24 protein-coding genes, 2 tRNA genes and 1 riboswitch are annotated in these 22626 nt (G+C 69.7%); of the genes, 16 read left to right on the plus strand and 10 right to left on the minus strand.

Annotation, left to right across the window (positions count from 1 at the left end):
• Positions 1-69: 69 nt before the first annotated feature.
• Positions 70-1620 (minus strand): S8 family serine peptidase, encoded by a 1551-nt coding sequence (locus ASF17_RS01785; RefSeq protein WP_055794639.1) that lies wholly within the window; start codon positions 1618-1620, stop codon positions 70-72.
• Between the two features lie 235 nt (positions 1621-1855).
• Between ASF17_RS01785 and ASF17_RS01790 the strand changes: the two genes are divergently transcribed.
• The 7 genes from ASF17_RS01790 (at position 1856) to ASF17_RS01820 (ending at position 10377) form a co-directional block, all read left to right on the plus strand.
• Positions 1856-3415 carry an SGNH hydrolase domain-containing protein gene (locus ASF17_RS01790; protein ID WP_055794640.1) on the plus strand — a complete coding sequence of 520 codons (1560 nt, stop codon included), beginning with the start codon at positions 1856-1858 and terminating at the stop codon, positions 3413-3415.
• Positions 3412-4959: an SGNH hydrolase domain-containing protein gene (locus ASF17_RS01795; protein WP_055794642.1), complete on the plus strand. Its 1548-nt coding sequence runs from the start codon at positions 3412-3414 to the stop codon at positions 4957-4959. Before ASF17_RS01790 ends, ASF17_RS01795 begins: the two co-directional genes overlap by 4 nt.
• Before the next feature lie 56 nt (positions 4960-5015).
• A riboswitch (TPP riboswitch) is annotated at positions 5016-5124 on the plus strand.
• Positions 5117-5755, plus strand: coding sequence for an ECF transporter S component (locus ASF17_RS01800; protein ID WP_082474969.1), 639 nt, complete (start codon positions 5117-5119; stop codon positions 5753-5755). (Overlaps the previous riboswitch by 8 nt.)
• Positions 5756-5767: 12 nt before the next feature.
• The gene (locus ASF17_RS01805) at positions 5768-7240 is read left to right on the plus strand and encodes an ABC transporter ATP-binding protein (RefSeq protein ID WP_082474970.1); all 1473 of its coding nucleotides are present in this window, start codon (positions 5768-5770) and stop codon (positions 7238-7240) included.
• Entirely contained in the window at positions 7237-8031 is a 795-nt protein-coding gene (locus ASF17_RS01810) for an energy-coupling factor transporter transmembrane component T family protein (protein ID WP_055794644.1), read from the plus strand. Before ASF17_RS01805 ends, ASF17_RS01810 begins: the two co-directional genes overlap by 4 nt.
• A complete protein-coding gene (locus ASF17_RS01815; protein ID WP_235476303.1) occupies positions 8024-8575 on the plus strand; it encodes an ATP-binding protein in 552 nt (183 codons plus the stop codon). Before ASF17_RS01810 ends, ASF17_RS01815 begins: the two co-directional genes overlap by 8 nt.
• Before the next feature lie 83 nt (positions 8576-8658).
• On the plus strand, positions 8659-10377 hold the full coding sequence (locus ASF17_RS01820; RefSeq protein ID WP_055794646.1) for a glycosyl hydrolase family 28-related protein: 1719 nt from the start codon (positions 8659-8661) through the stop codon (positions 10375-10377).
• 61 nt (positions 10378-10438) lie between these two features.
• Here the strand turns inward: ASF17_RS01820 and ASF17_RS01825 are convergent, their stop codons facing one another.
• Both ASF17_RS01825 and ASF17_RS01830 read right to left on the minus strand, forming a co-directional pair.
• The gene (locus ASF17_RS01825) at positions 10439-10756 is read right to left on the minus strand and encodes a metallopeptidase family protein (RefSeq protein ID WP_055795547.1); all 318 of its coding nucleotides are present in this window, start codon (positions 10754-10756) and stop codon (positions 10439-10441) included.
• Between the two features lie 347 nt (positions 10757-11103).
• The gene (locus tag ASF17_RS01830) at positions 11104-12039 is read right to left on the minus strand and encodes a hypothetical protein (protein WP_055794648.1); all 936 of its coding nucleotides are present in this window, start codon (positions 12037-12039) and stop codon (positions 11104-11106) included.
• Positions 12040-12205: 166 nt separating this feature from the next.
• Between ASF17_RS01830 and ASF17_RS01835 the strand changes: the two genes are divergently transcribed.
• The 3 genes from ASF17_RS01835 to ASF17_RS15460 all read left to right on the plus strand — a co-directional run bounded on the left by ASF17_RS01835 (position 12206) and on the right by ASF17_RS15460 (position 14412).
• Positions 12206-12511, plus strand: a complete 306-nt coding sequence (locus ASF17_RS01835) for a hypothetical protein (protein WP_055794650.1) — start codon at positions 12206-12208, stop codon at positions 12509-12511.
• Positions 12512-12816: 305 nt separating this feature from the next.
• Positions 12817-13776, plus strand: coding sequence for a hypothetical protein (locus ASF17_RS01840; RefSeq protein WP_162236403.1), 960 nt, complete (start codon positions 12817-12819; stop codon positions 13774-13776).
• Between the two features lie 30 nt (positions 13777-13806).
• A complete protein-coding gene (locus tag ASF17_RS15460) occupies positions 13807-14412 on the plus strand; it encodes a hypothetical protein (protein ID WP_156357253.1) in 606 nt (201 codons plus the stop codon).
• Between the two features lie 557 nt (positions 14413-14969).
• Here the strand turns inward: ASF17_RS15460 and ASF17_RS01850 are convergent.
• The 4 genes from ASF17_RS01850 to ASF17_RS01865 all read right to left on the minus strand — a co-directional run bounded on the left by ASF17_RS01850 (position 14970) and on the right by ASF17_RS01865 (position 17508).
• Positions 14970-15045: transfer RNA gene (locus tag ASF17_RS01850), tRNA-His, on the minus strand.
• Between the two features lie 40 nt (positions 15046-15085).
• A complete protein-coding gene (gene orn, locus ASF17_RS01855; RefSeq protein ID WP_055794657.1) occupies positions 15086-15706 on the minus strand; it encodes an oligoribonuclease in 621 nt (206 codons plus the stop codon).
• Positions 15707-15808: 102 nt separating this feature from the next.
• Positions 15809-17074 (minus strand): MFS transporter, encoded by a 1266-nt coding sequence (locus ASF17_RS01860; protein WP_055794659.1) that lies wholly within the window; start codon positions 17072-17074, stop codon positions 15809-15811.
• Positions 17071-17508 carry a MarR family winged helix-turn-helix transcriptional regulator gene (locus ASF17_RS01865; RefSeq protein ID WP_055794662.1) on the minus strand — a complete coding sequence of 146 codons (438 nt, stop codon included), beginning with the start codon at positions 17506-17508 and terminating at the stop codon, positions 17071-17073. Before ASF17_RS01865 ends, ASF17_RS01860 begins: the two co-directional genes overlap by 4 nt.
• 131 nt (positions 17509-17639) lie before the next feature.
• Between ASF17_RS01865 and ASF17_RS01870 the strand changes: the two genes are divergently transcribed.
• The 3 genes from ASF17_RS01870 (at position 17640) to ASF17_RS01880 (ending at position 18372) form a co-directional block, all read left to right on the plus strand.
• Positions 17640-17924 carry a hypothetical protein gene (locus ASF17_RS01870; RefSeq protein ID WP_055794663.1) on the plus strand — a complete coding sequence of 95 codons (285 nt, stop codon included), beginning with the start codon at positions 17640-17642 and terminating at the stop codon, positions 17922-17924.
• Positions 17925-18003: 79 nt separating this feature from the next.
• A complete protein-coding gene (locus ASF17_RS01875) occupies positions 18004-18264 on the plus strand; it encodes a thioredoxin domain-containing protein (RefSeq protein ID WP_055794665.1) in 261 nt (86 codons plus the stop codon).
• 32 nt (positions 18265-18296) lie between these two features.
• A tRNA-Arg gene (locus ASF17_RS01880) sits at positions 18297-18372 on the plus strand.
• A 154-nt stretch (positions 18373-18526) separates the two neighbouring features.
• On the opposite strand, the gene ASF17_RS01885 is transcribed toward ASF17_RS01880, so the two are convergent.
• The 3 genes from ASF17_RS01885 to ASF17_RS01895 form a co-directional block, all read right to left on the minus strand.
• Complete coding sequence (locus ASF17_RS01885; protein WP_055794667.1) at positions 18527-19459, minus strand: hypothetical protein; 933 nt, start codon at positions 19457-19459, stop codon at positions 18527-18529.
• Between the two features lie 77 nt (positions 19460-19536).
• A complete protein-coding gene (locus tag ASF17_RS01890; protein WP_235476304.1) occupies positions 19537-19836 on the minus strand; it encodes a hypothetical protein in 300 nt (99 codons plus the stop codon).
• A gap of 118 nt (positions 19837-19954) precedes the next feature.
• Entirely contained in the window at positions 19955-20974 is a 1020-nt protein-coding gene (locus ASF17_RS01895) for an aldo/keto reductase (protein ID WP_055794669.1), read from the minus strand.
• Positions 20975-21134: 160 nt separating this feature from the next.
• Here ASF17_RS01895 and ASF17_RS01900 point away from each other — a divergent pair, with 160 nt between their 5' ends.
• The 3 genes from ASF17_RS01900 to ASF17_RS01910 all read left to right on the plus strand — a co-directional run bounded on the left by ASF17_RS01900 (position 21135) and on the right by ASF17_RS01910 (position 22606).
• On the plus strand, positions 21135-21350 hold the full coding sequence (locus tag ASF17_RS01900) for a hypothetical protein (RefSeq protein ID WP_055794672.1): 216 nt from the start codon (positions 21135-21137) through the stop codon (positions 21348-21350).
• A 107-nt stretch (positions 21351-21457) separates the two neighbouring features.
• On the plus strand, positions 21458-22078 hold the full coding sequence (gene ssb, locus ASF17_RS01905; RefSeq protein ID WP_082474971.1) for a single-stranded DNA-binding protein: 621 nt from the start codon (positions 21458-21460) through the stop codon (positions 22076-22078).
• A 66-nt stretch (positions 22079-22144) separates the two neighbouring features.
• Positions 22145-22606, plus strand: coding sequence for a DUF6993 domain-containing protein (locus tag ASF17_RS01910; RefSeq protein ID WP_055794674.1), 462 nt, complete (start codon positions 22145-22147; stop codon positions 22604-22606).
• Positions 22607-22626 lie beyond the last annotated feature (20 nt).

Genomic DNA, 22626 nt, shown 5'->3' on the forward strand with positions numbered 1-22626 from the left:
TGCCGCGAAGCGAACGGGACACCGCCGGATCCGGCGATGTCCCGTTCGCTTCGTGCGATGGGGCGGTGGTCAGCGCTTGCTGACCGCGGCCAGCGCGTCGACGATGCCCTGGCCGAACCAGCCGTTGTCGGCCGCCGTGCCCGTGCAGGTCGTGGTGCCGGTCGGGCAGGGCGTGTCGGTGGCCTGCTTCTCGAGCAGGCGCGTCAGCTCGGCGCCCTGGGCCTTCGGGTGCGTGGACTTCAGCAGCGCGAGCACTCCGGCGACGTGCGGCGACGCCATCGAGGTGCCGGACTTCGTGCCGTACCCGCCGTCGAGCACGGTCGAGAGGATCGCCGAACCCGGGGCGGCGACGTCGATGACGCCCTCGCCGTAGTTCGAGAAGCTCGACTTGGCACCCGCCGAGGTGGTCGACGACACGGTCACGACGCCGTCGAGCTCGGTCGGGATGTCCTCGCAGCCGGCGTCGATCTGCCGGACGACCGGCGTCGTGTCGTTCGGGCTGGCGTCGTCGACGGTCTTGTTCGCGAGGTCGATCGACGAGTTGCCGGCGGCGGCGACGTTGACGACGCCCTTCTCGTCCTGCGTGTACTGCACGGCCCGGTCGACCGAGGTCTTGACGGCGAGCTGGTCGGCGTCGGAGTCGCACCAGAACTGCCACGGGTCGACGTAGTAGCTGTTGTTGGTGATCGACGCGCCGGTCGAGGCGGCGTACATGAAGCCGCAGATGGCGGCCTCGGGGTAGATGAACCCGTCGTCGCTGACGACCTTGACGGCCGAGATGCGGACGCCGGGGGCGACGCCGACGATGCCGACGCCGTTGCGGGCGGCGGCGATCGTGCCGGCCACGTGCGTGCCGTGATCGCTCGTCGTCGGCTGCCAGGCGTCGTACGACCGGTCGGGCGTGCCGGCGAGGCAGCCCGCCGAGGCGCGGGTGTCGATGTTCGGCTTCAGGTCGGGGTGGTCGCCCTCGATGCCCGAGTCCAGCACGGCGACGAGCACCTTGCGGCTGCCGTCGGTGATCTGGTGGGCCTGGTCGGCCTTGATCGCCTTGTTGTCCCACTGCTGGGCCTCGAGGGGGTCGGCCACGACGGTCGTCTTCGCCTCGAGTCGGCGTTCGGGCGAGGCGGCGTCGGCGCGACCGGGCTTGCCGGGCTTGCCCGGTTTCCCGTGCCCCGGTCCGTGACCGGTGCCGGGGGGCGTGACGCCCACGCCGAAGGTCGGGTCGGTCTCGGCGACCGGTGCCGTGCGGGTCGCGCCGACCGAGTCGACGCCGCGCGTGGCCCGCAGGGACGCGGCGAAGTTCGTGTTGTCGGACTGCGCCACGATCACGCCGATCTCGTCGTACGCGGCGATCACCGCGCCTCCGGCCGTTCCGACGGCCCTCTCGATCTTGTCGACCTGACCGCGGTTCGCCTTCTCGACGTTGACGGTGTAGTTCATCAGCGGCCCGGCGACGACGGGGAGCGTCGGCGTGACCGGCTTGCCGACCGGCGCGGACGCAGGAGGCGCGGCGACGGCGGCTCCGGAGCCGACGGCGGTCAGACCGAGGGCGAGAGAGGCGGTGAGACAGGTGGCGAGCACGCGGCGGCGCGCGCCCCGGGGGTTCTTCGGGAACGACATGGGACTCCTCGTCGGCTGCCGGCGGGTCGGCAGACCTTTGATAGGGAAATCTAAGGAGTCGGGGCGCGGCCCGCAGCGGGCACTTCGCGGGACAGCGGTTGTCCCCCGTCCGGGGCACGGGGCGTGATCATCCGTGCGGACGACGTGCCGGGGCGTCGAGTCGAGGTATCGTCGATCAGCCCCGCGACAGGATCAGTCGGGCCGGATCAGGCCGGTGGGGCTTCAGGGGAGAAGCATGCAGCAGGTCCGTTCGCGCCGTCCGGCGTTCCGTCTCGTCGTCGCGGCCATGATCGGCGTGGGGGCCCTGACGGCCTCCCTCCTGCCCTCGGGGGCCGCCGTCGCCGCAGCGAGGACGACGCCCGTCATCTCCGTGGCGACGAGCACCGCGTCGCTCGCCTACGGCAAGCAGCTGACCGTCTCGGGCTCCGTGCAGAACGCCGGCCGCCCGCTGGCGAACGGCCGGGTCAAGGTGGTCGGCAAGAACACCGGCACGGGCGCATGGGAGACCTTCGGGGCCGTGCAGACCGCCGCGAACGGCACCTGGTCGTTCGCGTTCACGCCCCGGTCGGGTTATCGCATCAAGGCCGAGATGGCCAGCACGTCGGCGACGAACGCGGCCGCGAGCGCCTCGAAGGACCTCGCCGTGCAGCCGCAGCTCTACGGCGTCTCGCCGGGTGCGTCGTCGCTCGCGGTCGTCGACCGCGACAAGGTCGTGCAGGGGGCGGTGCAGGCGCAGCTGTCGGGCAAGCGCATCAAGCTCGCCCGGGCCGACGGGCGCGTCTGGACCGACGTCGCGACGACGCGGATCGGCGGCGACGGCCGCTTCGTCCTGACCTTCCGCACGCAGAAGGCCGGCACCCCGGTCTACCGGGTGATCTTCCCGTCGCAGGCCGGGCTCGTCATGAAGATGGGCGCGAACCTCGCCTTCGACACGAAGACCTCGATGCTCGCCCTCCAGCAGGCCGGTGTGGCCTGCTACGGCCCCGCGGCCGCTGTCGATCGCGCCTGCTCGAACCCCGCGCTCGCCGGTCTCATCACCCCCACCACCGAGGCCTCGCGCCTCAAGAACGACACCGGCGGGGCCTACGACCCGAAGTGCTGGCAGTCCAGCCCCGAGACGCTCCTCACCAAGTGCAGCTACGGCTCGACCGACCCGAAGGCGCTCCGCATCGCGCTCGTCGGCGACTCGCACGCGGCCGGCTACGGCATCGCCCTGCGCGGGCAGCTCGTGCCGAACAGATGGAAGCTCGACACGTTCATCGGCGTCTCGTGCCGGTGGATGGTCTTCCCGTCGGGTCACGGCTGCGAGGCTCGGGCCCGCGATGTCGACAACCGCCTCAAGAAGGGCGGCTACGACGTCATCATCGACACCGGTCTGCGCCAGCCCGCCAATGGCACGCCCGAGGCGGCGTCCGCGCTCGCCCTGCAGCGCGAGCAGGCCTGGGCCCCGCTGATCAAGCAGGGGGTCCGGATCATCGCGATCGCCGACCACCCGTACCTGCCCTCGCTCGACTCCAACACCTGCGTCACCGGCTCCTCCGGCACGGGGGCCCTCGGCTGCTCGGTGCCTCAGGCCGCGGCGACGAAGGGGATCGACCCCCTGATCGAGGCCGTCCGCGACACGCCGGGCGCCCAGCTCGTCGATCCCACTCGCTACCTCTGCTGGGACGGCGTCTGCCCGCTCGTCATCGGCAACGTCGTGGTGTACCGCGACCGGCACCACCTCACCGGCACATTCGCACAGGCGCTCGGACCGTACATCGCCTACGACATCAAGAAGGCGATCGCCCGATGACGACCCGCACCTCCTCGGCCCACCCGTCCTCCGCCGTCATGCCGGGACGTCGACTCTGGCTCGCCGTCGCCCTGGCCCTCGCCGTGATCGTCGGCGGTCTCGTGCCGACGGCGCCGGCCGCGGCCCTGGCCTCGGCCGTCCTGACGTCGAAGGCGGCGCCGGTGACCGTCGCCTACGGCAAGTCCGTCACGGTGTCGGGCACGGCGACCTCGGGCGGTCGTCCGCTCGTCGGCGCTCGCGTCAAGATCGTGCAGTACACGAGCGGCGGGGGCTGGGCCCTCATCGGGGCGGTCACGTCGTCGGCGACCGGCGCCTACTCGTACTCGTTCGCACCGACCTGGGGGCGCACGGTCCGTGCGGAGCTGGCGCGCACGACGACCCACGCGGCGGCGGCCAGCCCGTCGACCGCGCTCTTCGTCCAGCCGCAGATCTACGGGTCGGCCGTGAGCGGTGACGGAACCGCGGCCCCCGGGACGACGAGGCAGTTCACGGGCAGCGTGCACGGCGGTCTGGTCGGCAAGCGGATCAAGGTCGAGCGCTTCGAGCCCTCCGGGTGGGTGCTCGCGGCGCAGGCGTACGTGCAGACGGGCGGATCGTTCTCGATCCCCGTCACGACGACCCGCTTCGGCAACCAGGGCTTCCGCGTGGTCATGCCCTCGCAGTCGGGGCTCATCACGAAGCAGCTGGCACCCGTCGACGTCGGATCGTACGGCGGTACCGTCAAGCGCTACGCCGACGCCCGTGCCTGCTTCGGTGCGGCCGCCCTGCCCGGCCCCTGCGACAACAGCAGCCTCCCGGTCACGCCGTCGATCTCGGGCGGAGCGTACGAACGCGACCGCACGGGCGCCTTCGAGTGCTACTCGGCCGACGTGACGCAGCGCGTCCCCACCTGCTCGTACGGCTCGACGCGCGGCGACGCGCTGCGCGTGGCGCTGACCGGCGACTCGCACGCGGCCATGCTGAAGACCGGACTGCTGCCCCGTCTGAACGACCTCAACTGGCGACTCGACACCTACATCGGCCGCGGCTGCGTGCTCAGTGCGCCGATCAAGGGCGACACGTGCGAGAACCGGTCCACGGGTCTCGCGTCGTCGCTCGGCGGCGGGAAGTACGACCTCGTGCTCGTCACCGCGGTGCGCGCCGAGAACAAGGCCGCCCCCGCGGCGGACCCGAAGATCGCCGGCTACACCGCGGCCTGGAAGAAGATCGCCGCGCAGGGCACGACGGTCGCAGCGATCGCCGACAACCCGACGCTGCCGCAGGCGGTCCTCGACTGCGTCGACCGCTCGACGACCTACACGCAGGCGTCCAGATGCCAGACGAGCCGCGCGACGGCCTTCGCGCTGAGCGACCCACTGGGCGCGGCCGTCAAGGCGGTGCCCGGGGCCGCCCTCGTCGATGTGAGCGACCGGCAGTGCACGAAGACCGCCTGCGCCGCCCTCGTCGGTCACGTCATGGCCTACCGCGACGCACACCACCTGACGACGACGTTCGAGAAGTCGCTGGCGCCGTACATCCTCGAGAGGCTGGCCCCGGCGCTCTGACGTCGGGTTCATCGCACGGGCGTCGCACGGGGTGCGGCGCCCGCGCTATGCTCGTCGCACAACACACGGGAGTCCGGTATGCCGGGCTGAGAGGAAGCGACCCACGCTTCGACCGTCGAACCTGATCCGGATCATGCCGGCGCAGGGAGGAGAAGAAATGTCTGTGCACACGTCTGCCACCGGCCGCGAGGCCTCGACCGCGACGAAGGCGCCGGCTCGCCGGTGGCGGGTCGTCGACATCGTCGTCGCGAGCGTGATCGGAGTCGCGTCGGGCGTCGTCTTCTGGGCCTGGGGGGTCGCGTACTACGGCACCGACGTCCTCCTGAGCTTCTCGGGCGGGTTCCAGGGCATCTTCAACGGGATGTGGCTGTTCGCCGGGGTGCTCGGAGGCATCATCATCCGCAAGCCGGGCGCAGCCGTCTACACCGAGGTCGTGGCCGCGGTCGTGTCGATGCTGATCGGCACGCAGTGGGGCTTCTCGGTGCTGATCTGGGGCATCGTCCAGGGGCTCGCGGCCGAGATCGTGCTCGCGCTGTTCCTCTACAAGTCGTGGCGTCTCGGGGTCGTGCTGCTGGCCGGCACGGTCGCGGGGCTGGCGGTCGGCCTGATGGACATCACGTTCTCGTCGAGCGCGGCGGCCCTGGCCCCCGAGCGTCAGTTCGTCTACGTGGCGTCGTCGATCGTCTCGGGTCTCGTCATCGCCGGACTCCTCTCGTGGCTGGCCGCCCGGGGGCTCGCCCGGAGCGGCGCGCTGAACCGCTTCGCCTCCGGTCGGACGACCGAGACGCTGGTCTAGCGGGGGCGACGCGTGCCGTCGGTGTCCGCGCAGGCCGGGGCCCGGGTGATCGCCCGCGGCTGGGGTTGGCGGCACGCCGGGCGTCGGGCGCACGCCGTCTCGGCCCTCGATCTCGTCATCGAGCCGGGTGAGAGGGTTCTGCTGCTCGGAGCCTCGGGGGCGGGCAAGTCGACCCTGCTGGCCGGGCTCGCCGGCGTGCTCGGCGGCGACGAGGACGGAGACTCCGAGGGTGAGCTCCTCGTCGACGGGCGCGAGCCGGCGTCGCAGCGCGGGCGCGTCGGGCTCGTGCTCCAGGACCCCGACTCGCAGGTGGTCCTCGCCCGCGTGGGCGACGACGTCGCCTTCGGCTGCGAGAACCTCGCCGTGCCCCGTGACGAGATCTGGCGGCGGGTCCACGAGTCGCTCGAGGCCGTCGGGCTCGACCTGCCCCTCGGGGCCTCGACCACCGAGCTGAGCGGCGGCCAGAAGCAGCGACTGGCGCTGGCCGGAGCCCTCGCCATGAGGCCCGGTCTGCTCCTCCTCGACGAGCCGACGGCGAATCTCGATCCCGCCGGGGTCGTCGAGGTGCGCGACGCGGTCGCGCGCGTCTCCGAGTCGACCGGGGCGACGCTCGTCGTGGTGGAGCACCGCGTGTCGGTCTGGCTGCCCGTCGTCGACCGGGTGGTCGTGCTCGCCGCCGGCGGGGGAGTCCTGGCCGACGGTCGCCCGGACGACGTGCTGAGAGCTGAGCGGGACACCCTGACGACCGCCGGCGTCTGGGTGCCGGGCGTCGACCTGCCCGTGCCGTCCCGTCGCCGTGTCGTCGGGGAGCCCCTGCTCGAGGCGACCGGTCTCGCCGTGGGGCGGCGCGGTGCGCGCGGTCCCGCCGTCGCCGCCGACATCGATCTCCGGGTCGTCGCGGGCCGGGCCGTGGCCGTGACCGGGGCGAACGGGGCGGGCAAGTCGACGCTGGCGCTCACCGTCGCGGGGCTCCTCCCGCCGGTGGGCGGCCGGTTCGCGGCCTCGCCCGCCCTCGCGGCCGGGGCGGGGACGTCGCCGATCCGGTGGCGCCCACGCGAACTGCTCACCCGCATCGGCACCGTCTTCCAGGACCCCGAGCATCAGTTCCTCTCGACGACGCTGCGACGCGAGCTGGCGGTCGGCCCTCGGGCCCTCGCCGTTCCCGGGCCCGAGATCGACGGCCGCGTCGACGCCCTCCTCGAACGGCTCCGACTCGATCATCTCGCCGCGGCGAACCCCTTCACGCTGTCCGGTGGCGAGAAGCGCCGGCTCTCGGTGGCGACGATCCTTGCGTCGCGGCCCTCGGTGCTGGTGCTCGACGAGCCCACCTTCGGTCAGGACGCCCGCACGTGGCGCGAGCTGGTCGCGTTCCTGGCCGAGCTGCTCGACGACGGCCGTGGCGTGGTGGCCGTCACGCACGACGCCGATCTCGTGAGCGCTCTCGCCGACGACGTCCTCGACCTCTCGTCGAGGGGAGCGGCATGAGCATCCTGGCCACCATCGAGACGACGGGCGTGGTGAGTCGCGTCAACCCGGTCGCGAAGCTGCTCGCCGCCCTCGTCATCGCGATCGTGCTGCTGCTGTCGATCGACTGGGTGTCCGCGGGCACGGCCCTCGTGCTCGAGCTGCTCCTCCTGCCGTGGGCGGGGCTGACGGCTCGTCAGCTCGTCGTCCGGACGCTCCCGCTCTGGATCGCCGCTCCGTCGTCCGTGCTGGTCACGGCCGTCTACGGGCGCGACGAGGGCGCCATCCTCGTCGACTGGCAGGTGATCTCCGTGACCGAGGGGTCGCTGTCGCTGGCCGCCGCGATCGGGCTGCGCATCCTCGCCGTGGGGATCCCGGGCATCGTGCTGCTCGCGACGACCGATCCGACCGATCTCGCCGACGGTCTCGGTCAGGTCCTCCGCCTGCCGGCCCGCTTCGTGCTCGGTGCGTTGGCCGGTCTCCGTCTCGTCGGTCTCTTCATGGACGACTGGCGACAGCTCGCTCTCGCACGGCGGGCCCGCGGCGTCGCCGACTCCGGCGGCCCGATCGGGGCCCTGAGGCGCTTCGGGCAGCAGGCGTTCGCGCTGCTCGTGCTGTCGGTGCGACGGGGCAGCAAGCTGGCCACCGCGATGGAGGCCAAGGGCTTCGGCTCGGACGAGCCCCGCACCTGGGCCCGCCCGTCGGTGCTCGGCGGCCGCGACGTCGTGCTGGTCGCCCTCGGCGCGGCGGTGGCCGCCGCGGCCGTCACCGCGGCCGTCGTGGCCGGGACATGGGCGTTCGTCCTTGCCTGAGCAGCCGGATCCGCTGATCACGCGCCTCCTGATGCATGCCGAGGAGGCGCGGGTCGGCGACGACCGCGTCATCGTCCTCATCGACGGCCGTTCGGGTTCGGGCAAGACGACGCTCGGTCGCCGGCTCGCCGCCGCCTGGCCCGCACACCTCGGTCCCGTCCGGCTCGTCCACCTCGACGACGTCTATCCCGGCTGGCACGGGCTGGAGACGGCGTCGCGGGTCGTCGCGGCGACGATCCTCCGGGGGGAGCGCCCCGGGTGGCGGCGCTGGGACTGGGCGCTCGATCGTCCGGGGGAGTGGGCGACGCTCGACCCGTCCGTCTCGGTGATCGTGGAGGGGGCGGGCTCGCTGACCCGCGCCTCCTCGGCTCTGGCGACGACGCGGGTGTGGCTCGACCTCGACGACGACGAGCGACGGCGCCGCGCGCTCGGTCGCGACGGCGCCGCGTACGAGCCGTGGTGGGACGTCTGGGCGGCGCAGGAGGAGCGCCATCTCGATCGCGAGTCGCCGCGGTCTCTGGCCGACGTCGTCGCCGAGGCCTGACGCGGTGGCGCGATCTCCTCACGCCCGTTAGCCTGTGCGAGACCAGGGTATGAATGCCCTGGTGATACGAGAGCAGGTGGCATGTGAGCACGGCTGATTCCGGCGGACGACACGGCGGTGGACGACACGGCGGTGGACGACACGGCAGCGGACAGAACGGCAGCGGCCGATATGGCACAGGCCGACGTGCAGACGCAGGGCAGGGCGCACCGCGAGACGACGCCGAGGCTCGCGACGGGCGCCCGGACGGCGGGCGGCGGCTCCTGCTGGCGGCCGGGGCGACGGCGGCCGCGGCCGCGCTCATCGGCGGTGGCACCGTCGGTGGTCGACCCGCCCAGGCCGCCGTCTCCGACGCCGACGATCCGCACGTCGCCGTCGACGTCCGCCGGATCGGCGCGCGCGGCGACGGGCGGACCGACGACACCGCGGCGTTCCAGAAGGCCCTCGACCTCGCGGCGAAGGTCCGCGGGCGGGTCGTGGTGCCCGCCGGCGCGTACCTGCTCGACACCGTCTCGATCCCGATGCTCGTCAAGGTGCAGGGCCTCGGCGCCGACATCAGCCGATACGGCTCCGGCACGAGCGGCGGGGTCAACCTGCGGCACCTGCCGACGTCGACCGCGCCGATGGTCGTCGTCACCGGACCCGGCACGACCCTCGAGGGGCTGACGCTGCAGGGCAACGGGTCGTCCGCCCCGCTGCTGCGCGTCGACAACGGGTTCGAGTCGCGCTTCGATCGCGTGCACCTCGCGAACGTCGCGGGCACCGCCCTCCTCGCGCAGCGAGTCAACAACGCGTTCTGGTCCGACGTGTTCATCAACAACTGCGGCACCGAGACCGACGCGGCGATGGTGGTGAAGTCCCCGCCCGCCGAGCTGTCGTTGACGAACTCGAACACGTTCACCTGCGTCGACCTGACCATCGAGGGCGGTCCCGGGCCGGCGCTCGACCTCGGCTGGGGTCCGTCGGGCGAGCACTTCGTGGAGTTCGTCCGGCTCGTCGCGCCGCACATCGAGGCCCTGCAGGCCGGGGCGGCTCCGGAGGCGGTGGTCCGGATCGGCAACGTGCGTCACGTCGAGCTCGTCAGCCCCTTCCTCTACGGCGGCGGCGGACCGCTGATCGAGCACCGGCGGCAGCGTCCGCGCGGCGTCGTGCTCGAAGGGGGTGTCCGAGTCGTGGGAGGGGCTCTGCTCGGGGTCGACCCGGCCAAGGCGACCGCGAGCGACCACCTCGTGCGTCTGACGAACGGCGACGACTTCGCCCTGATCGGCACACGGCTCGGTCGGTTCACCGGGGCGGCCGTCGCCGTCGGGGCGGATTACGGGGCGAACGTGCTGATCGATCCCACCACGCGCATCCAGCTGCCGACCAAGGGGATCGCCCTGAGCGACCAGCGGGTGGGGCGAGCGCTGCCGGTCTGGCGCTGGGGCGGCGGCATCGTCACGACGACCGACGTCGAGGTCGGTCGTCACCTGCTCGCAGCACGGACGACGGCGCCGACCGCGGTGGCCCTCGCCGGCGCGGCGCTGGGTTCGGCGGCGCCCGTCGTGGCGGGCGCGGACACGGCCGGGGTGGTGCGGTACACCCCGGGCGCGCGCGCGACGGCCGGGCCGCAGGTGCGCCTGCGATTCGCCGCGCCCTACGCGACCCCACCGGCCGTCATGCTGACACCGCAGTCGGCGGCTGCCGCCCGGACGCGACCCTACGTGTCCGTCACGAAGGATCACGTGGAGGTCTGCGTGGTCGAACCCCTCGCCGCGGGGGAGCGCGGCGAGATCGTCTTCGGGTATCAGGTCGTGGGCTGAGCCCGACGGAGGCCGGTGTCCGGCGTCCCCGCTGGGCTCCGAGCGGTGCGGCCGGGGCGGCTCAGGCCCAGCCGAGCTCGTGCAGCTGCTCGTCGTCGATGCCGTGGAAGTGGGCGATCTCGTGGACGAGGGTCACATGGATCTCATCGGCCAGCGCCTCCTCGTCGTCCACGGCCGCGAGGTGCGGTTCGCGGTAGAGGATGATGCGATCGGGCAGTTCGCCGAAGCCGTACTGGCCGCGTTCGGTGAGGGCGACGCCGTCGTACAGGCCGAGCAGGTCGAGCGAGCCGTCCTCGGGCCGGTCCTCGGTGACGAAGACGATGTTGTCGAGCCCGTCGACCATGTCGTCGGGCAGCAGGTCGAGCTGATCTACGACCATCTGATCGAACCGCTCGGCGCTCACCGATGCCGGATCGATGCCCGTCGGTCCGTCGCCGGGCTGGTCCGCGTCAAGAGGCTGCTGCGCATCGTCCACCCTGCGACTCTCCCATGCCCCGCCTGCGAGGCCGCGGCACGACGGAAGAAGCCCTGCTCGGTGGGGGTAGGGCCTTTCCATTCGGGAGGGGCAGGGCCTTTCCATTCGGGTGAGTAACGGGGCTTCATCCAGTCTCAATGACTGGGCTCACCACCCCATAATCCCTGTAAGTAGGCGGGCTGTAAGCCCTTTAGTGCTGGTCGCAGTGTATGCCGATACAGGGCGCGAAATGCCGTCCTATGTAGCCGCGGCTAAACAGGGTCAGACGTACCCGCGGCAAAGTGGAAGGTTTGATGTCGCGCCTCCAAAGCGGCCAGTGTTTCCGCTGCGCGTGCGTTGGCGGCAGTCACCGTTGCGAGGTTTGGGGCTTTGCCTGGTCGCCCGGATAGGGGGACACGACCCTGAAGGCTTGCGATCCATTCGTTGTGATCGCTGGATGTCGCGTCCGTCATCATGGCTATGAGCTCCGAGTTAGGCATGCGGCCGCTCCGCAGAAGCTCCTCGATGCTTCGCCGGAGGACGACCACGTCGTGATGAGAGGCGTTGTGGACGGGAACACCGCGATTGCTTCGAATCATCATGCTGCGCAGGTCCTCGAGCATTTCCATCATGCTGGCCTGATTACGATCATCGGGGTTGCTGCTGCTTCGCAGTTGCATCACATCCATCGTGTAGCTCACTGGGGACTCCACAACAGCGCCCGGTGCCATGATCGCGGAGATGAAGTCTCGCAGGGCATCCTTCGCGGCTTCCACCGCGTCAAGGTCCTTGTGATCGAAGAAGATGGTTCGCTGGTCGGCGACATCGAAAGGGAGCGGCTCCTGCACCGTGCCAACCGCGACCTGTACGAAGGGTTTGCCAAATGTGTGGCGCAGGGCGAGCTCGTAGAAGACGTTCGGGTTGTTGCCCGTCAAATCTGCCACGACGAGGTCGGCCGAATAGATCTGATCGATGACCTGGCGCGTGATTAACCCGCCGTCACTGATCTTGTCGGCCCGGACTGCTTTAGCGAATCCCAGTTCGGCTATGACGGGGTCGATGACGTGCCGGAGGACTTGATCAGAACGCCTTCGTGTCTCGCTACCTTCCGCGCCAATCGGAGCGACGACGAAGCAGCTCCTCAGCTCCTCCCTCGGCTCCGCACCATCGGACTCATCCGCTGCCTCAGCCTTGGTCTTCGTCGCCATCAAATCCCCTGATTCTCTACCTGGCCACCGGTTGGCTAGCCCCTCCGTCATGTTAGGCGACGCCCCGCAGGCCGGGGAGATGAAGCAGGGTCGCGCCGAACGAAACACCCCCATGCCGCCGACGGCGTTCGTCGACGAGCTTGCCTACATCACCGAGAGATGACCCATGACACACGTCACGCCCATCAATGTCCAGGACATCTGGTTCAAGGCGCAGCGCTGGCTGTGCACAGGCGTCCAGGTCCCCGTCTCCCTGCTCCTCGCCGGCATCGCCGCCCTCGCGCCCGAGATTCTCGAGGCCGTGCAGAGCGTCCTCGCCGGCTCTGTTGTCGTCTGGCTCGCTAGCGCCATCGCCTCCCTGGCCGCCGTGAGCGCCGCGGCCAGCCGCGTGATGGCAACCCCCACCGTGAACCGGTGGCTCGTCCGCATAGGCCTCGGCGCCGTCCCACGCGCCCAGCTCGCCAAGGTCTGACGACCAAAAAATGAAGACTTCCGCACCCTCCCTCAAGGAGTGGTGCGGGGTTTTCCATCGTTAGCAAAAACAGGCGACGAATTCGTCCGCTAGCTAGGCTGTTGCCCCTTGGCTCCAGCGCATATGTAAAGTGCCGGCGTTTTGGTGCCGGTTGGAGTGCAAACCGGACCCCGCCGCAGAAGGCTCATTCTTGTAGCCAGGGCTACACCGGTTCAACGACACGCCCTCCTCCTTGCCGGGACAGGAGTTTGCGTCGATATCGTATGCGCAGGCATGGACGTCCCAAGCCAGAGATGGAATCGAAAATGGCACAGGTGGGCGCTGCCACGGGCATTAAGGATCGCGAACGAACCATCAACTTCTACGAGCTCGTCAGAGGTGACGGCCGCGGAGTCGGTAGGCGCATGGCAATGGCGGACTGGGGCCAGATCCTTGAGGGTATTCGTGAGAAGCCTTTGAGCCAGCGGGTCTACAACGGACCCACTAGGACGTTGATTGGGGAGGTCATGAGGGTCGACGGAGGTCTACACCTCAAGTTGCTCCTGGTCCGCGATCAAGGGGCGTGGCTGTCAATCTACCGTTCCGAGAAAGACTCGATCGAGGAGCTTGACCTTGGGCCGGCAAGCCAGCTCGTTGAGATCAGCATCATTGCATTCTTGCCATTCGGGAACGTCATCGGGCTCATCCAGGGATCTCCTAGCGCGCCCGGCGTTGGAGCTCTCGAGGAGTGGCTCATGGGGTTGAAAGTGCTCGGCGACTTCCCTCTCGATTCCTCCCCCATGGTCTCGAACGAGGCTCAAGAGATGCTGCGTCAGTCATCGGAGGCATCTCGGATCGAGGTAACAATGCACACCAACCGTGCTGATGCGCTCGAAAATCGAGGTTCAGGGCTGAGTGGGGTGTTGAGGCGGGTCAACGCCGACTACGGACCCATGAAGGTCACGGTCATCCTCCAAGCTTCCCGCTCCCGGGACCAACACGAGGGTCGAGCTGCGCTGAGGGCAGAGGCCAAGATCCTGGCCGATGCTTCAGACGCGCAGGAGATTGCTCGGGCTAACGCCAAGTTGATTTACATCGATGCGGATGAGACCACCCGCACCGAGGACGTAAATTTCGTCAAACAGAAGATCACTGCCAAGCGCAGAATCGCAACGACGGGGGACGACGGTAGTCCGATTCGCAACGAGGCTGCTGTGCGCGCGATCCTGCAAGTTGCTCAAGAGCATGACGAGGAGCTCCGCGCGATCGTCGCCCCCCAGGCCTGAAGGTCAGTGGTGCGATGCACAATGGACTAGATGACGAAGGAGGTGTGCGCGTTGAAGTCATTTTTCGCTTTCCGAACGCGGCTGCGGGACGCCTGGATCGACCGTCTCTGGGTTGATCTCGTCCTCGTTGCCCTCGCGGTGGGTGTCCATGCTGTCCTGGTCCTTGCTCTCCCGGCCGCCGATCTCCTTGGCAACGCGCTGCCAGCTGACCGAAGGGCGACTTACTCAGCGACAGCCGTGGTCGTCTCTCTGCTTGGGTCACTAAGCTCTGTTGCTATCAGTCAGCTTGGATCTGCTAAAGGGTGGCGCGCAGCTGCACTCAAGGGTGAGGCGTCAGGTGCTCTCGCACGGAACTGGCGCAGTATTTTTCGCGCTGGGATGCTCTCAGCTCTCATCTCTCTCCTAGCGTTGCTTGTAGACCCGTCGATTGTGACTTCGTCGGCTGCTGCAGTCGCAGTGCGGTGGATCTTCGAAGCTGGCGTTTTGCTGGCTCTCGTCAAGTTCCTTCGTCTCAGTGCTCTGTTCACGGAGGTCGTGACTATAACCGCCAAGGACGCTGCCGATGGTGAGGCCAGATCAGATGAGCTCGCCTTGGCGCCGGTGTTGGACGCCAGCTGGTCACGGCGTGCTTCGTAGTGTGCGGTGCTCGACCCTAAGAGATCAGTCATAATTTCTGTTGTTGATCTCGCTATGCCTGCTGCGCGCGTACCTCGCGTGGAGCTCGACGAGGGTAAGCCGCCGGCGCAATAAGTCCCTCGTATCCTCCCCGGTGGAGCGGTACGGGGGTCTTGTCGTTGTTCCGGGGCGAGCTCCGTGACGTTGCTGACTTGGGAGCCACCAGCATCGCATGCGTTGTAGACCCCTCTCACGCCGGCCGAGTAGTTGTCATACTCTGGAGCCAGATCCGCCAGATCGCCGGTGCTTCCCACACGGCGAGCGCCGCGCTCGCGCCGACGCGATCGATGAGCTGGCCGAATTGCCGTGCGCCAGCCTCATGCTCGAACGACTTCGATCACATGGCCGGGCCGACGCGGAGTTGGACCCGCCAGGAGACTCTGCCGTCTGCCATTCGTCGGGGTAGGACACTCGCCACGATGCGTCCAGCGGTGGGCATCCGCCGAAGACGAGAGAAGCGGTTGTAGGCGAGTTATGTAGGCAAATGCGCCTAACAGGCCTAACAACCGCTTCTTTACTGGGGTGAGTAACGGGGCTTGAACCCGCGGCCTCCTAGACCACAACCAGGCGCTCTACCAGCTGAGCTATACCCACCATGTGCACTCGCCGAAGCGGTTGCAACGAGAAGACTCTACTACAGCCTGGCGGCCCATTCGTCCACGACGCTCTTCGAGATCGCCTGCACCTCGTCGGTGGTGGGTCCGGGCTCCGACACGAAGCCGGCGCGACGGTAGTACTCGAGCTCGCGGATCGATTCGAGGATGTCGGCGAGGGCGCGGTGCCCGCCGTTCTTCTGCGGTGCGTTGAAGTACACGCGGGGGAACCACCGGCGGGCGAGCTCCTTGATGGACGAGACGTCGATGCTGCGGTAGTGCAGGTGCCCGTCGACCCGGGGCATGTACTTCGCGAGGAACGCCCGGTCGGTGCCGATGGTGTTGCCGGCCAGGGGTGCGTTCTGCTTCGTGGGGACGTGCTTGAGGATGTACTCGAGCACCTCGAACTCGGCTTCGGCGAGGCTGACCCCGTTCGGGATCTCGTCGATCAGCCCTGACGAGGTGTGCATCTCGGTGACGAAGTCGCCCATGTTGTCGAGAGCAGACTGATCGGGCTTGATGACGATCGTGAAGCCGGGGTGGACGGGGGTGAGGTCGAAGTCGGTGACCACGACGGCGACTTCGACCAGTTCGTCGACGCTGAGGTCGAGACCGGTCATCTCGCAGTCGATCCAGACCAGACGGTCGTTCGCTGAAGCCATGGGGGGAGTCTAGCCGCGCGGTGTCCCGGCACCGCGCCTCCTCGGGGCGGTGGGCCGGGCGCACAGGCCCGACCCGGAGCCGAGGAGGCGCGGGTCGCGACCCTAGGTCAGGTCGCCCGCCCCGATGGCCTCGGCCTCGACCCGGGCGGACTCGGGTCCGTCGTCGATCCGGCGCAGAGCCCGGTGGGCTGCGACGACGACGATCAGCGCGACGGCCACGCTCGCGGCGGCGAACACGTAGGCCGCGCTCGGCGCGATGGTGTCGGCCAGCAGGGTCGCGACGGGAGGCGCCACCGCTCCGCCGAGGAACCTCACGCCCGAGTACGCGCTCGAGGCGACCGAGCGGGGCAGGTCGGTGGCCTCCATCACGGACTCCGTCAGCACCGTGTTGAGGACTCCCAGCACGAGGCCGCCGACGACGACGCAGACGACGAGGGCCGCCGGTGTGCCGACGACGATCGCCGCGGCGGCGAGGTCGAGGGCCAGCAGGGGCAGGGCGATCTTGAGCACGGTGGTCCGCTTCAACCGAGCCGTGAGCATCGGCGCGACCCAGACCGAGGTGACGGCGAGTCCGACGCCCCAGCCGAAGAACGTGAAGCCGATGCCGAGCGCCCCGAACCCGAGGGGGTACGGCGTGTAGGCGAGCAGCACGAAGAAGCCGATGTTGTAGAAGAGGGCCGTCGCCGCGAGGGCTCCGAGGGCGGGTCGGGCCAGCGCTCGGAAGGGTGCCGAGAGCCGGGTCGGCGCGGGCTTCTCCATGCTGCTCGAGTTCAGGAACACCACGATCGCGATGAACGCGATCGCCATCAGGGTCGTCACGCCGAAGAACGGACCGCGCCAGCTGACCGAGCCGAGCAGACCTCCGATCAGCGGTCCGATCGCGATGCCGAGACCGAGCGCCGCCTCGTAGAGGATGATCGCCGAGGCGGTGCCGCCGGATGCCGCGCCCACGATGGTCGCCAGCGCCGTCGAGATGAAGAGCGCGTTGCCGAGACCCCAGCCGGCACGGAACCCGATGACCGACCAGACGTCGCCGCTCGTGGCGGCGAGCAGGGCGAAGACCACGATCAGCGCGAGTCCGATCAGCAGGGTCCTCTTCGCACCCAGGCGGCTCGAGACCCAGCTGGTGAAGAACATGGCGACGCCGGTGACCGCCAGGTAGCTCGTGAACAGCAGCTCGGTCTGCGTGGGACTCGCCTTCAGCGATTCGGCGATGGCGGGGAGGATCGGATCGACGAGGCCGATGCCCATGAAGGCGACGACGCACGCGAACGCGATGGCCCAGACCGCGGTCGGCTGGTGCAGGATGCTCGGCTTCGCCGCGGACGCCGGAGGTGCGGTGACGGAGGATGACGATGCGCGGCTCATGCGGGCACCGCCTCGGTGCTCACGCGGGTGGCGAGCAGCTGCGCGGCATGATCGAGCACCGCCCACTCGGCCTCGTCGAGATCGGCGAAGAGCGACCCGAGGGCGTCGGCCAGCTGAGAGCGCCATTCGACGAGAGCCCGGGTGCCCTTGTCGCTGATGGCGATGAGCCAGGCGCGGGAGTCGTCGTCATCCGCGATGCGATAGACGAGTTCGTCGTCGACGAGGCCGCGGAGCAGCTTCGTCATTGTCGGTTGGCTGACGCGGCTCGCCTTGGCGAGATCGCCCACCCGCAGGCTGCCGTCGGTCGTCAGGATCGAGAGCGTGCGCCAGACGGCGGGGGAGGTGGTGCGGCCGGTCTCCTGCGCGGCGATCCGCGTCAGGCGATGGGTCGACGTCAGGAGGGATTCCAGGATGTCGGTCGGCTGAGAAGTCATGAGCACCAGTGTATAGCCAAGCTATATAGCTTGGCTATACAGAATTTGGGTCGGGGGATTCCACCCTGGCCGTGCCTGCCGAGGCGAGCGAAACTGGGCGCCGACTCCGCGCCTCCTGGTAGACCTGGGGCATGACAGACAGCAAGCCCACCGTGGCCGAGGGATCCGAGTACGTCGTCTTCTTCGAGGGCGGACCGAGCGACGGCGCCACCGACACCCGCATCAGCACCGACGGCAGCTACGACGAGGAGATCACCGACTTCGTCCTCATCGACGGCATGGAGACCGGCATCGTCTACAAGGCCGGCGAGGCCAAGATGGTCGGCGAGCAGCTGCAGGTGCACTACTCGCTCGACCTCAAGGACAGCGACCCGATCATCGACCACGAAGACCGGAACGACCTCCGCGACAACTAGTCACGGCGGTTCCCGTCGTCACGACGGCGACCCAGGAGGCGCGGGGAACATTCCCCCGCGCCTCCTCGTTGTCTCCGGCATGATGCTCGAGCTCTACACGTCCGCCTTCTGCGGACCCTGCCACGCGGCCCGTGCCGTCGTCGCCGAGGCGGCCGCGCTCGTGCCCGGGCTCCGCATCGACGAAGCCGACGTCGCGCAGCGACCCGACCAGGCCGAGGCGCGCGACGTGCGCAGCACGCCGACCATCGTCGTCACCCGCGACGACGGATCGGTCGCGTTCCGCGCCACCGGTGCGCCCACGCTCGACAAGCTGCTCGGAGCGCTGGCGCTCGCCGTCTGAGCGTCCGCCCGCGCGCTATCGTTGACGGGTCCGCCCCCGTAGCTCAGCGGATAGAGCAGGAGCCTTCTAATCTCTTGGTCGCAGGTTCGATTCCTGCCGGGGGCACCACGAACGCCAGAGGTACCACGACATGGCTCTCGCGGTGCTTCTCATCTCTTGGTCGCAGGTTCGATTCCTGCCGGGGGCACCACGACTCAGGTCTCCCTAGACGACGAACGCCCCGAGCCGCATCTGCGGGCTCGGGGCGTTCTCACCGGACTTCTCAGTCGTCGTGGGGGTCGGGGCTCGTGCGGCGTCGCACCTGCTGCGCGCTGACCGGTTCGCCGAAGCGGGCCTCGTCGGGGTCGAGATCCGTCTCGGTGTCGGTCTGCACAGCGGTCGACGCGTCGGGTTTCTCGGGCTGCCCGGACTCGGCTCCGACGGTGGGGGCCGTCGAGGCGTCGCGCTGAGGTGCGTCGTCGAGGTCGGCGGCGACCGGGGCGACGACGGGGCGCGGCTCCGACACCACCGGCGGCCTTGCGAACGCGGCGGCCGCCGGCGGCACCGTGATCGACTCGGGGCCGGCCGCAGGCGCGCGATCGGCGGGGACGAGCGGTGCGGGCGTCGGCATCCGAGCCGGCTCGGGGGCCGACGACGGGCGACCCGCCTGACGGTCAGCGTCGGAATGATCGCGTGGACCCTCGGTCTTGTCGGCATCGACGTCTTCGTACCGCCAGCGCTCGAGGTCGTAGCGGAACAGCTTCTTCGCCCGCTTCGGCTTGGCCTGCCACTCGACCATGCGGTCGCGGAAGTCCGCCAGCGACTGCTCCGCCTGGAAGCTGAAGGTCGCCGAATGGCGCTTGATCTCGGCAAGCTCGTGCTCGGCCCAGCTGGCCGCGCTCCGCGCACCGCTCACGGGGAGGAGGCGCAACCGGACCTCGCTCTCGTGCGCGAGGTGGTCCGAGTACTCGCGTTCCTCCGTGCCGAGCGAATTCCAGATCGCAGCCTTGCGCGCTGCCGTCACGATTCCGGAGACAGCGGCCGCCTTGGCGGCGTCGTTCTGCCGGGCGATCGACTGCTTGATGGCCGACCGGCCGATCAGAGCCGCGATGACGCCGGCCACGATGATCGCGACGAAGGGGATGATCGCCCCCGACACGATCCGCCATCCGTCGTCTGACGAGATCCATTCCACGAGACTGTTCCACCACTGCATGGGGCGCACACTATCTCGGCGGCGGTCGGGGTCCGGGGTGCGACAGGCCCTTGCCGCCGATCGCCCGCCCCGTCCGCTCAGGCGAAGCGGAAGCAGTCGGTCGCGTCGCTGCGGCTCCAGAACTCGCCGATGTCGACGAAGCGCCGTTGCCGCGCGATGAATCGCCTGGCTCGGTACTTGTCGCCCTGGGGGTCGGCGAATCGCTCGACGTATCCGAGCACCTCGCCGCCGGGACGGGTGACCCGGGCGAGATCGTCGCGAACCTGCACGAGGCGCAGACCGCCTCGGGTCTCGTCGAGCTGCAGACGGGGTTCGTCGTGCGTGTGCCGACCCGCCGTGTCGACGGGTCGTGCGGGGGAGTGCAGGGTGGTGGTCATGGAGTGCTCCTGAGGTCATCCGGCCGATGCTGTCGAGAACATCTCCGACGCTACGGCCGACCACCGACATCCCGGTGGTCGACCGCGGCCGTCGCCGTCCAGCCTCAGGCCCCCGTGATCAGCGTCCCGTGCCGTCGACGGCGAGGGGGTCGATCGCCGTCAGCTCGTCGTCGGTCAGGGAGGTGCCGTTCAGCGCGTCGAGGCTGTCGTCGAGCTGGGCGACCGACGACGCGCCGATCAGCGCGCTCGTCACGGCCGGCTGTCGCAGCACCCACGTGAGGGCGAGCTGCGCGAGCGACTGGCCCCGCGCCTCCGCGATGCCGTTCAGTCCTCTGACCCGTTCGAGGTAGGTCTCGCTCAGCGCGTCCTCCGTGAACCACCGGCCCTCGGCCATCCGCGAGCCCGCGGGTGCGCTGCCCGACAGGTAGCGGTCGGTGAGCAGCCCGCCCGCCAGGGGCGAGAAGACGATCGATCCGACGCCCCGGTCGAGCAGGGTGTCGAAGAGGTCGTTCTCGGGCTTGCGGTCGAACATGTTGTAGCGCGGCTGGTGGATCAGCAGCGGCACGCCCTCGGCGGCGAGGGCGTCGGCCGCGGCGACGGTCTGCTCGGCCGAGTAGTTCGAGATGCCGGCGTAGAGCGCCTTGCCCTGGCGGACGGCCGTGGCGAGCGCGCCCATGGTCTCGTCGATGGGGGTCTCGGGGTCGGGGCGGTGCGAGTAGAAGACGTCGACGTAGTCGAGTCCCATGCGGTCGAGGCTCGCGTCGAGCGACGAGAGCAGGTACTTGCGCGAGCCGCCGTCGCCGTAGGGCCCCGGACGCATGTCGTACCCGGCCTTCGACGAGATGACCAGCTCGTCGCGATACGGCCGGAGGTTCGCCGCGACGATGCGACCGAACTGCTCCTCGGCCGAGCCGTAAGGAGGTCCGTAGTTGTTCGCGAGGTCGAAGTGCGTGACGCCGCGGTCGAAGGCGCGGAGGACGATGTCGCGCTGCGTCTCGAGCGCGCGGTCGGTGCCGAAGTTGTTCCAGAGGCCGAGCGAGATGCGGGGGAGCTTGAGGCCGCTGCGGCCGGTGCGGACGTAGTCGAGCTTCGAGTACCGTGCGTCGTCGGCGACGTAGGGGGTGAAGGGTGATCTCATGGCAACACCCTAGGCCGCGGCGGTCGCCTCCCGGTCGGCCTCGTGAGCCGGAGAGTACATTGCCGCTCAGGGAGATCGGGGCCCTGTGATCGACGGCCGTCTCGGCATCTCCCGCCGCAGCGCAGCCGCGCACGGCGACAGAAGAGAGAGGTGCTCGACGATGAGCGACCAGACCACGACACGACAGACCTGGGTGGCCGTCGGCCCCTCGGGGACGGTCGGATCGATCCACCGGACATCGGAGGGCTTCACGGTCCGACTGCCGTCTCGCGAGACGGACGGCTCGGCTGTCTTCCCCACGCTCGCGGTCGCGAAGAGCGCGCTCTTCGCCGCGCTCGGCCCGGGGGCCGAGTACCCGGAGTTCCGCGAGCACTGACCCGCTCGCGACCCGTCATCCCTCCCCGGTCGAGCCGTCGCTCGCGCCATCCACAGCGAGGCGCGGTGCGGCTCGACCGGCGGGCGGGTGCTCACCAGACTCGCCCCATGACCGACACCATCACCCTCACGGGAACCATCGCCACCGATCCCCGCACCGTCACCACCGAGGCCGGGCTCGACATCGCCAGCTTCCGGCTCGCGAGCACCATCCGCCGGTACGACCGCACGACCGACACCTGGTCCGACGGCGAGACCAACTGGTACACCGTCACGGCCTTCCGGGCGATCGCGGGCAACGTCGCGGCCAGCGTCAAGAAGGGCGATCGGGTCCTCGTGACGGGCCGTCTCCGGGTGCGCCCCTGGCAGAACGGCGACCGATCCGGCACCACGGTCGAGATCGACGCCGACGCGCTGGGGCACGACCTCAGATGGGGCCGTTCGACGTTCATCCGCTCGTCGGCCTCCGCATCCGCGTCGACCCACGAGCACGAGCGGGCCGGTGACGCCGAGTCGACCGGCGACGTCGACGGTCGTGCCGCACGATCGGGCGACGGGGCCGTGCCGACGCAGTCCGACGCCGAGGAGGCGCGGGTCGACTCGCCGACGCCCGCCGACCCGGTCGGCTGGTCGGTGGCACCCCTCGGGCCCGACGAGTCCAGCGCGCCATCCGCTTCGACCCCGGGCGCTCCGGGGCGGGACCTCGTCGGGGTCGAGACGCCGTTCTGAACGGCCCCTAGAATCGACATCGGCTCCGTCAGGGTCCGTCGCCGCCCGATCAGAGGAAGGCCCGCCGTGATCCGCTCGCGCCTCGCCCCGTCTCTCGGAGCGCTGTTCCTCCTGGCGCTCGGCACCGCTGGGTGCACCTCGGGGCCGGGCACGGTGCAGCCCAGCGTCCCGCCGACGCCGTCCGCCGACGCCGCGGCTCCGACGACGCCGGCGGCGGACGCCTCGATCGACGAGGTCCTCGCCTACTTCGACCGGGTCAACCGCGAGCACCTCGACGGCGGCGGCGCGACCGACGGTCGATCGCTCGTGGACAACCTCGTCGCGGCCGGCTTCGACAAGACGGCCATGCAGGTGACGAGCGACACGACGTCCATCGGGCGCGAGGCCGACTCGATCCAGTTCTCGGTGCTGCGGGGCTCGGACTGCCTCATCGGGCAGGCAGGCGCCACGGGTTACGCGAGTCAGGTCGCCCCGGTGCTCGGCACCGGCGCGTGCCTCATCGGCACCACCCGCACGATCGACTGGTGACCCGGCGCGTCGCCTCTCCG

The organism is Frigoribacterium sp. Leaf263 (genome assembly GCF_001422285.1).
Taxonomy (GTDB): domain Bacteria; phylum Actinomycetota; class Actinomycetes; order Actinomycetales; family Microbacteriaceae; genus Frigoribacterium.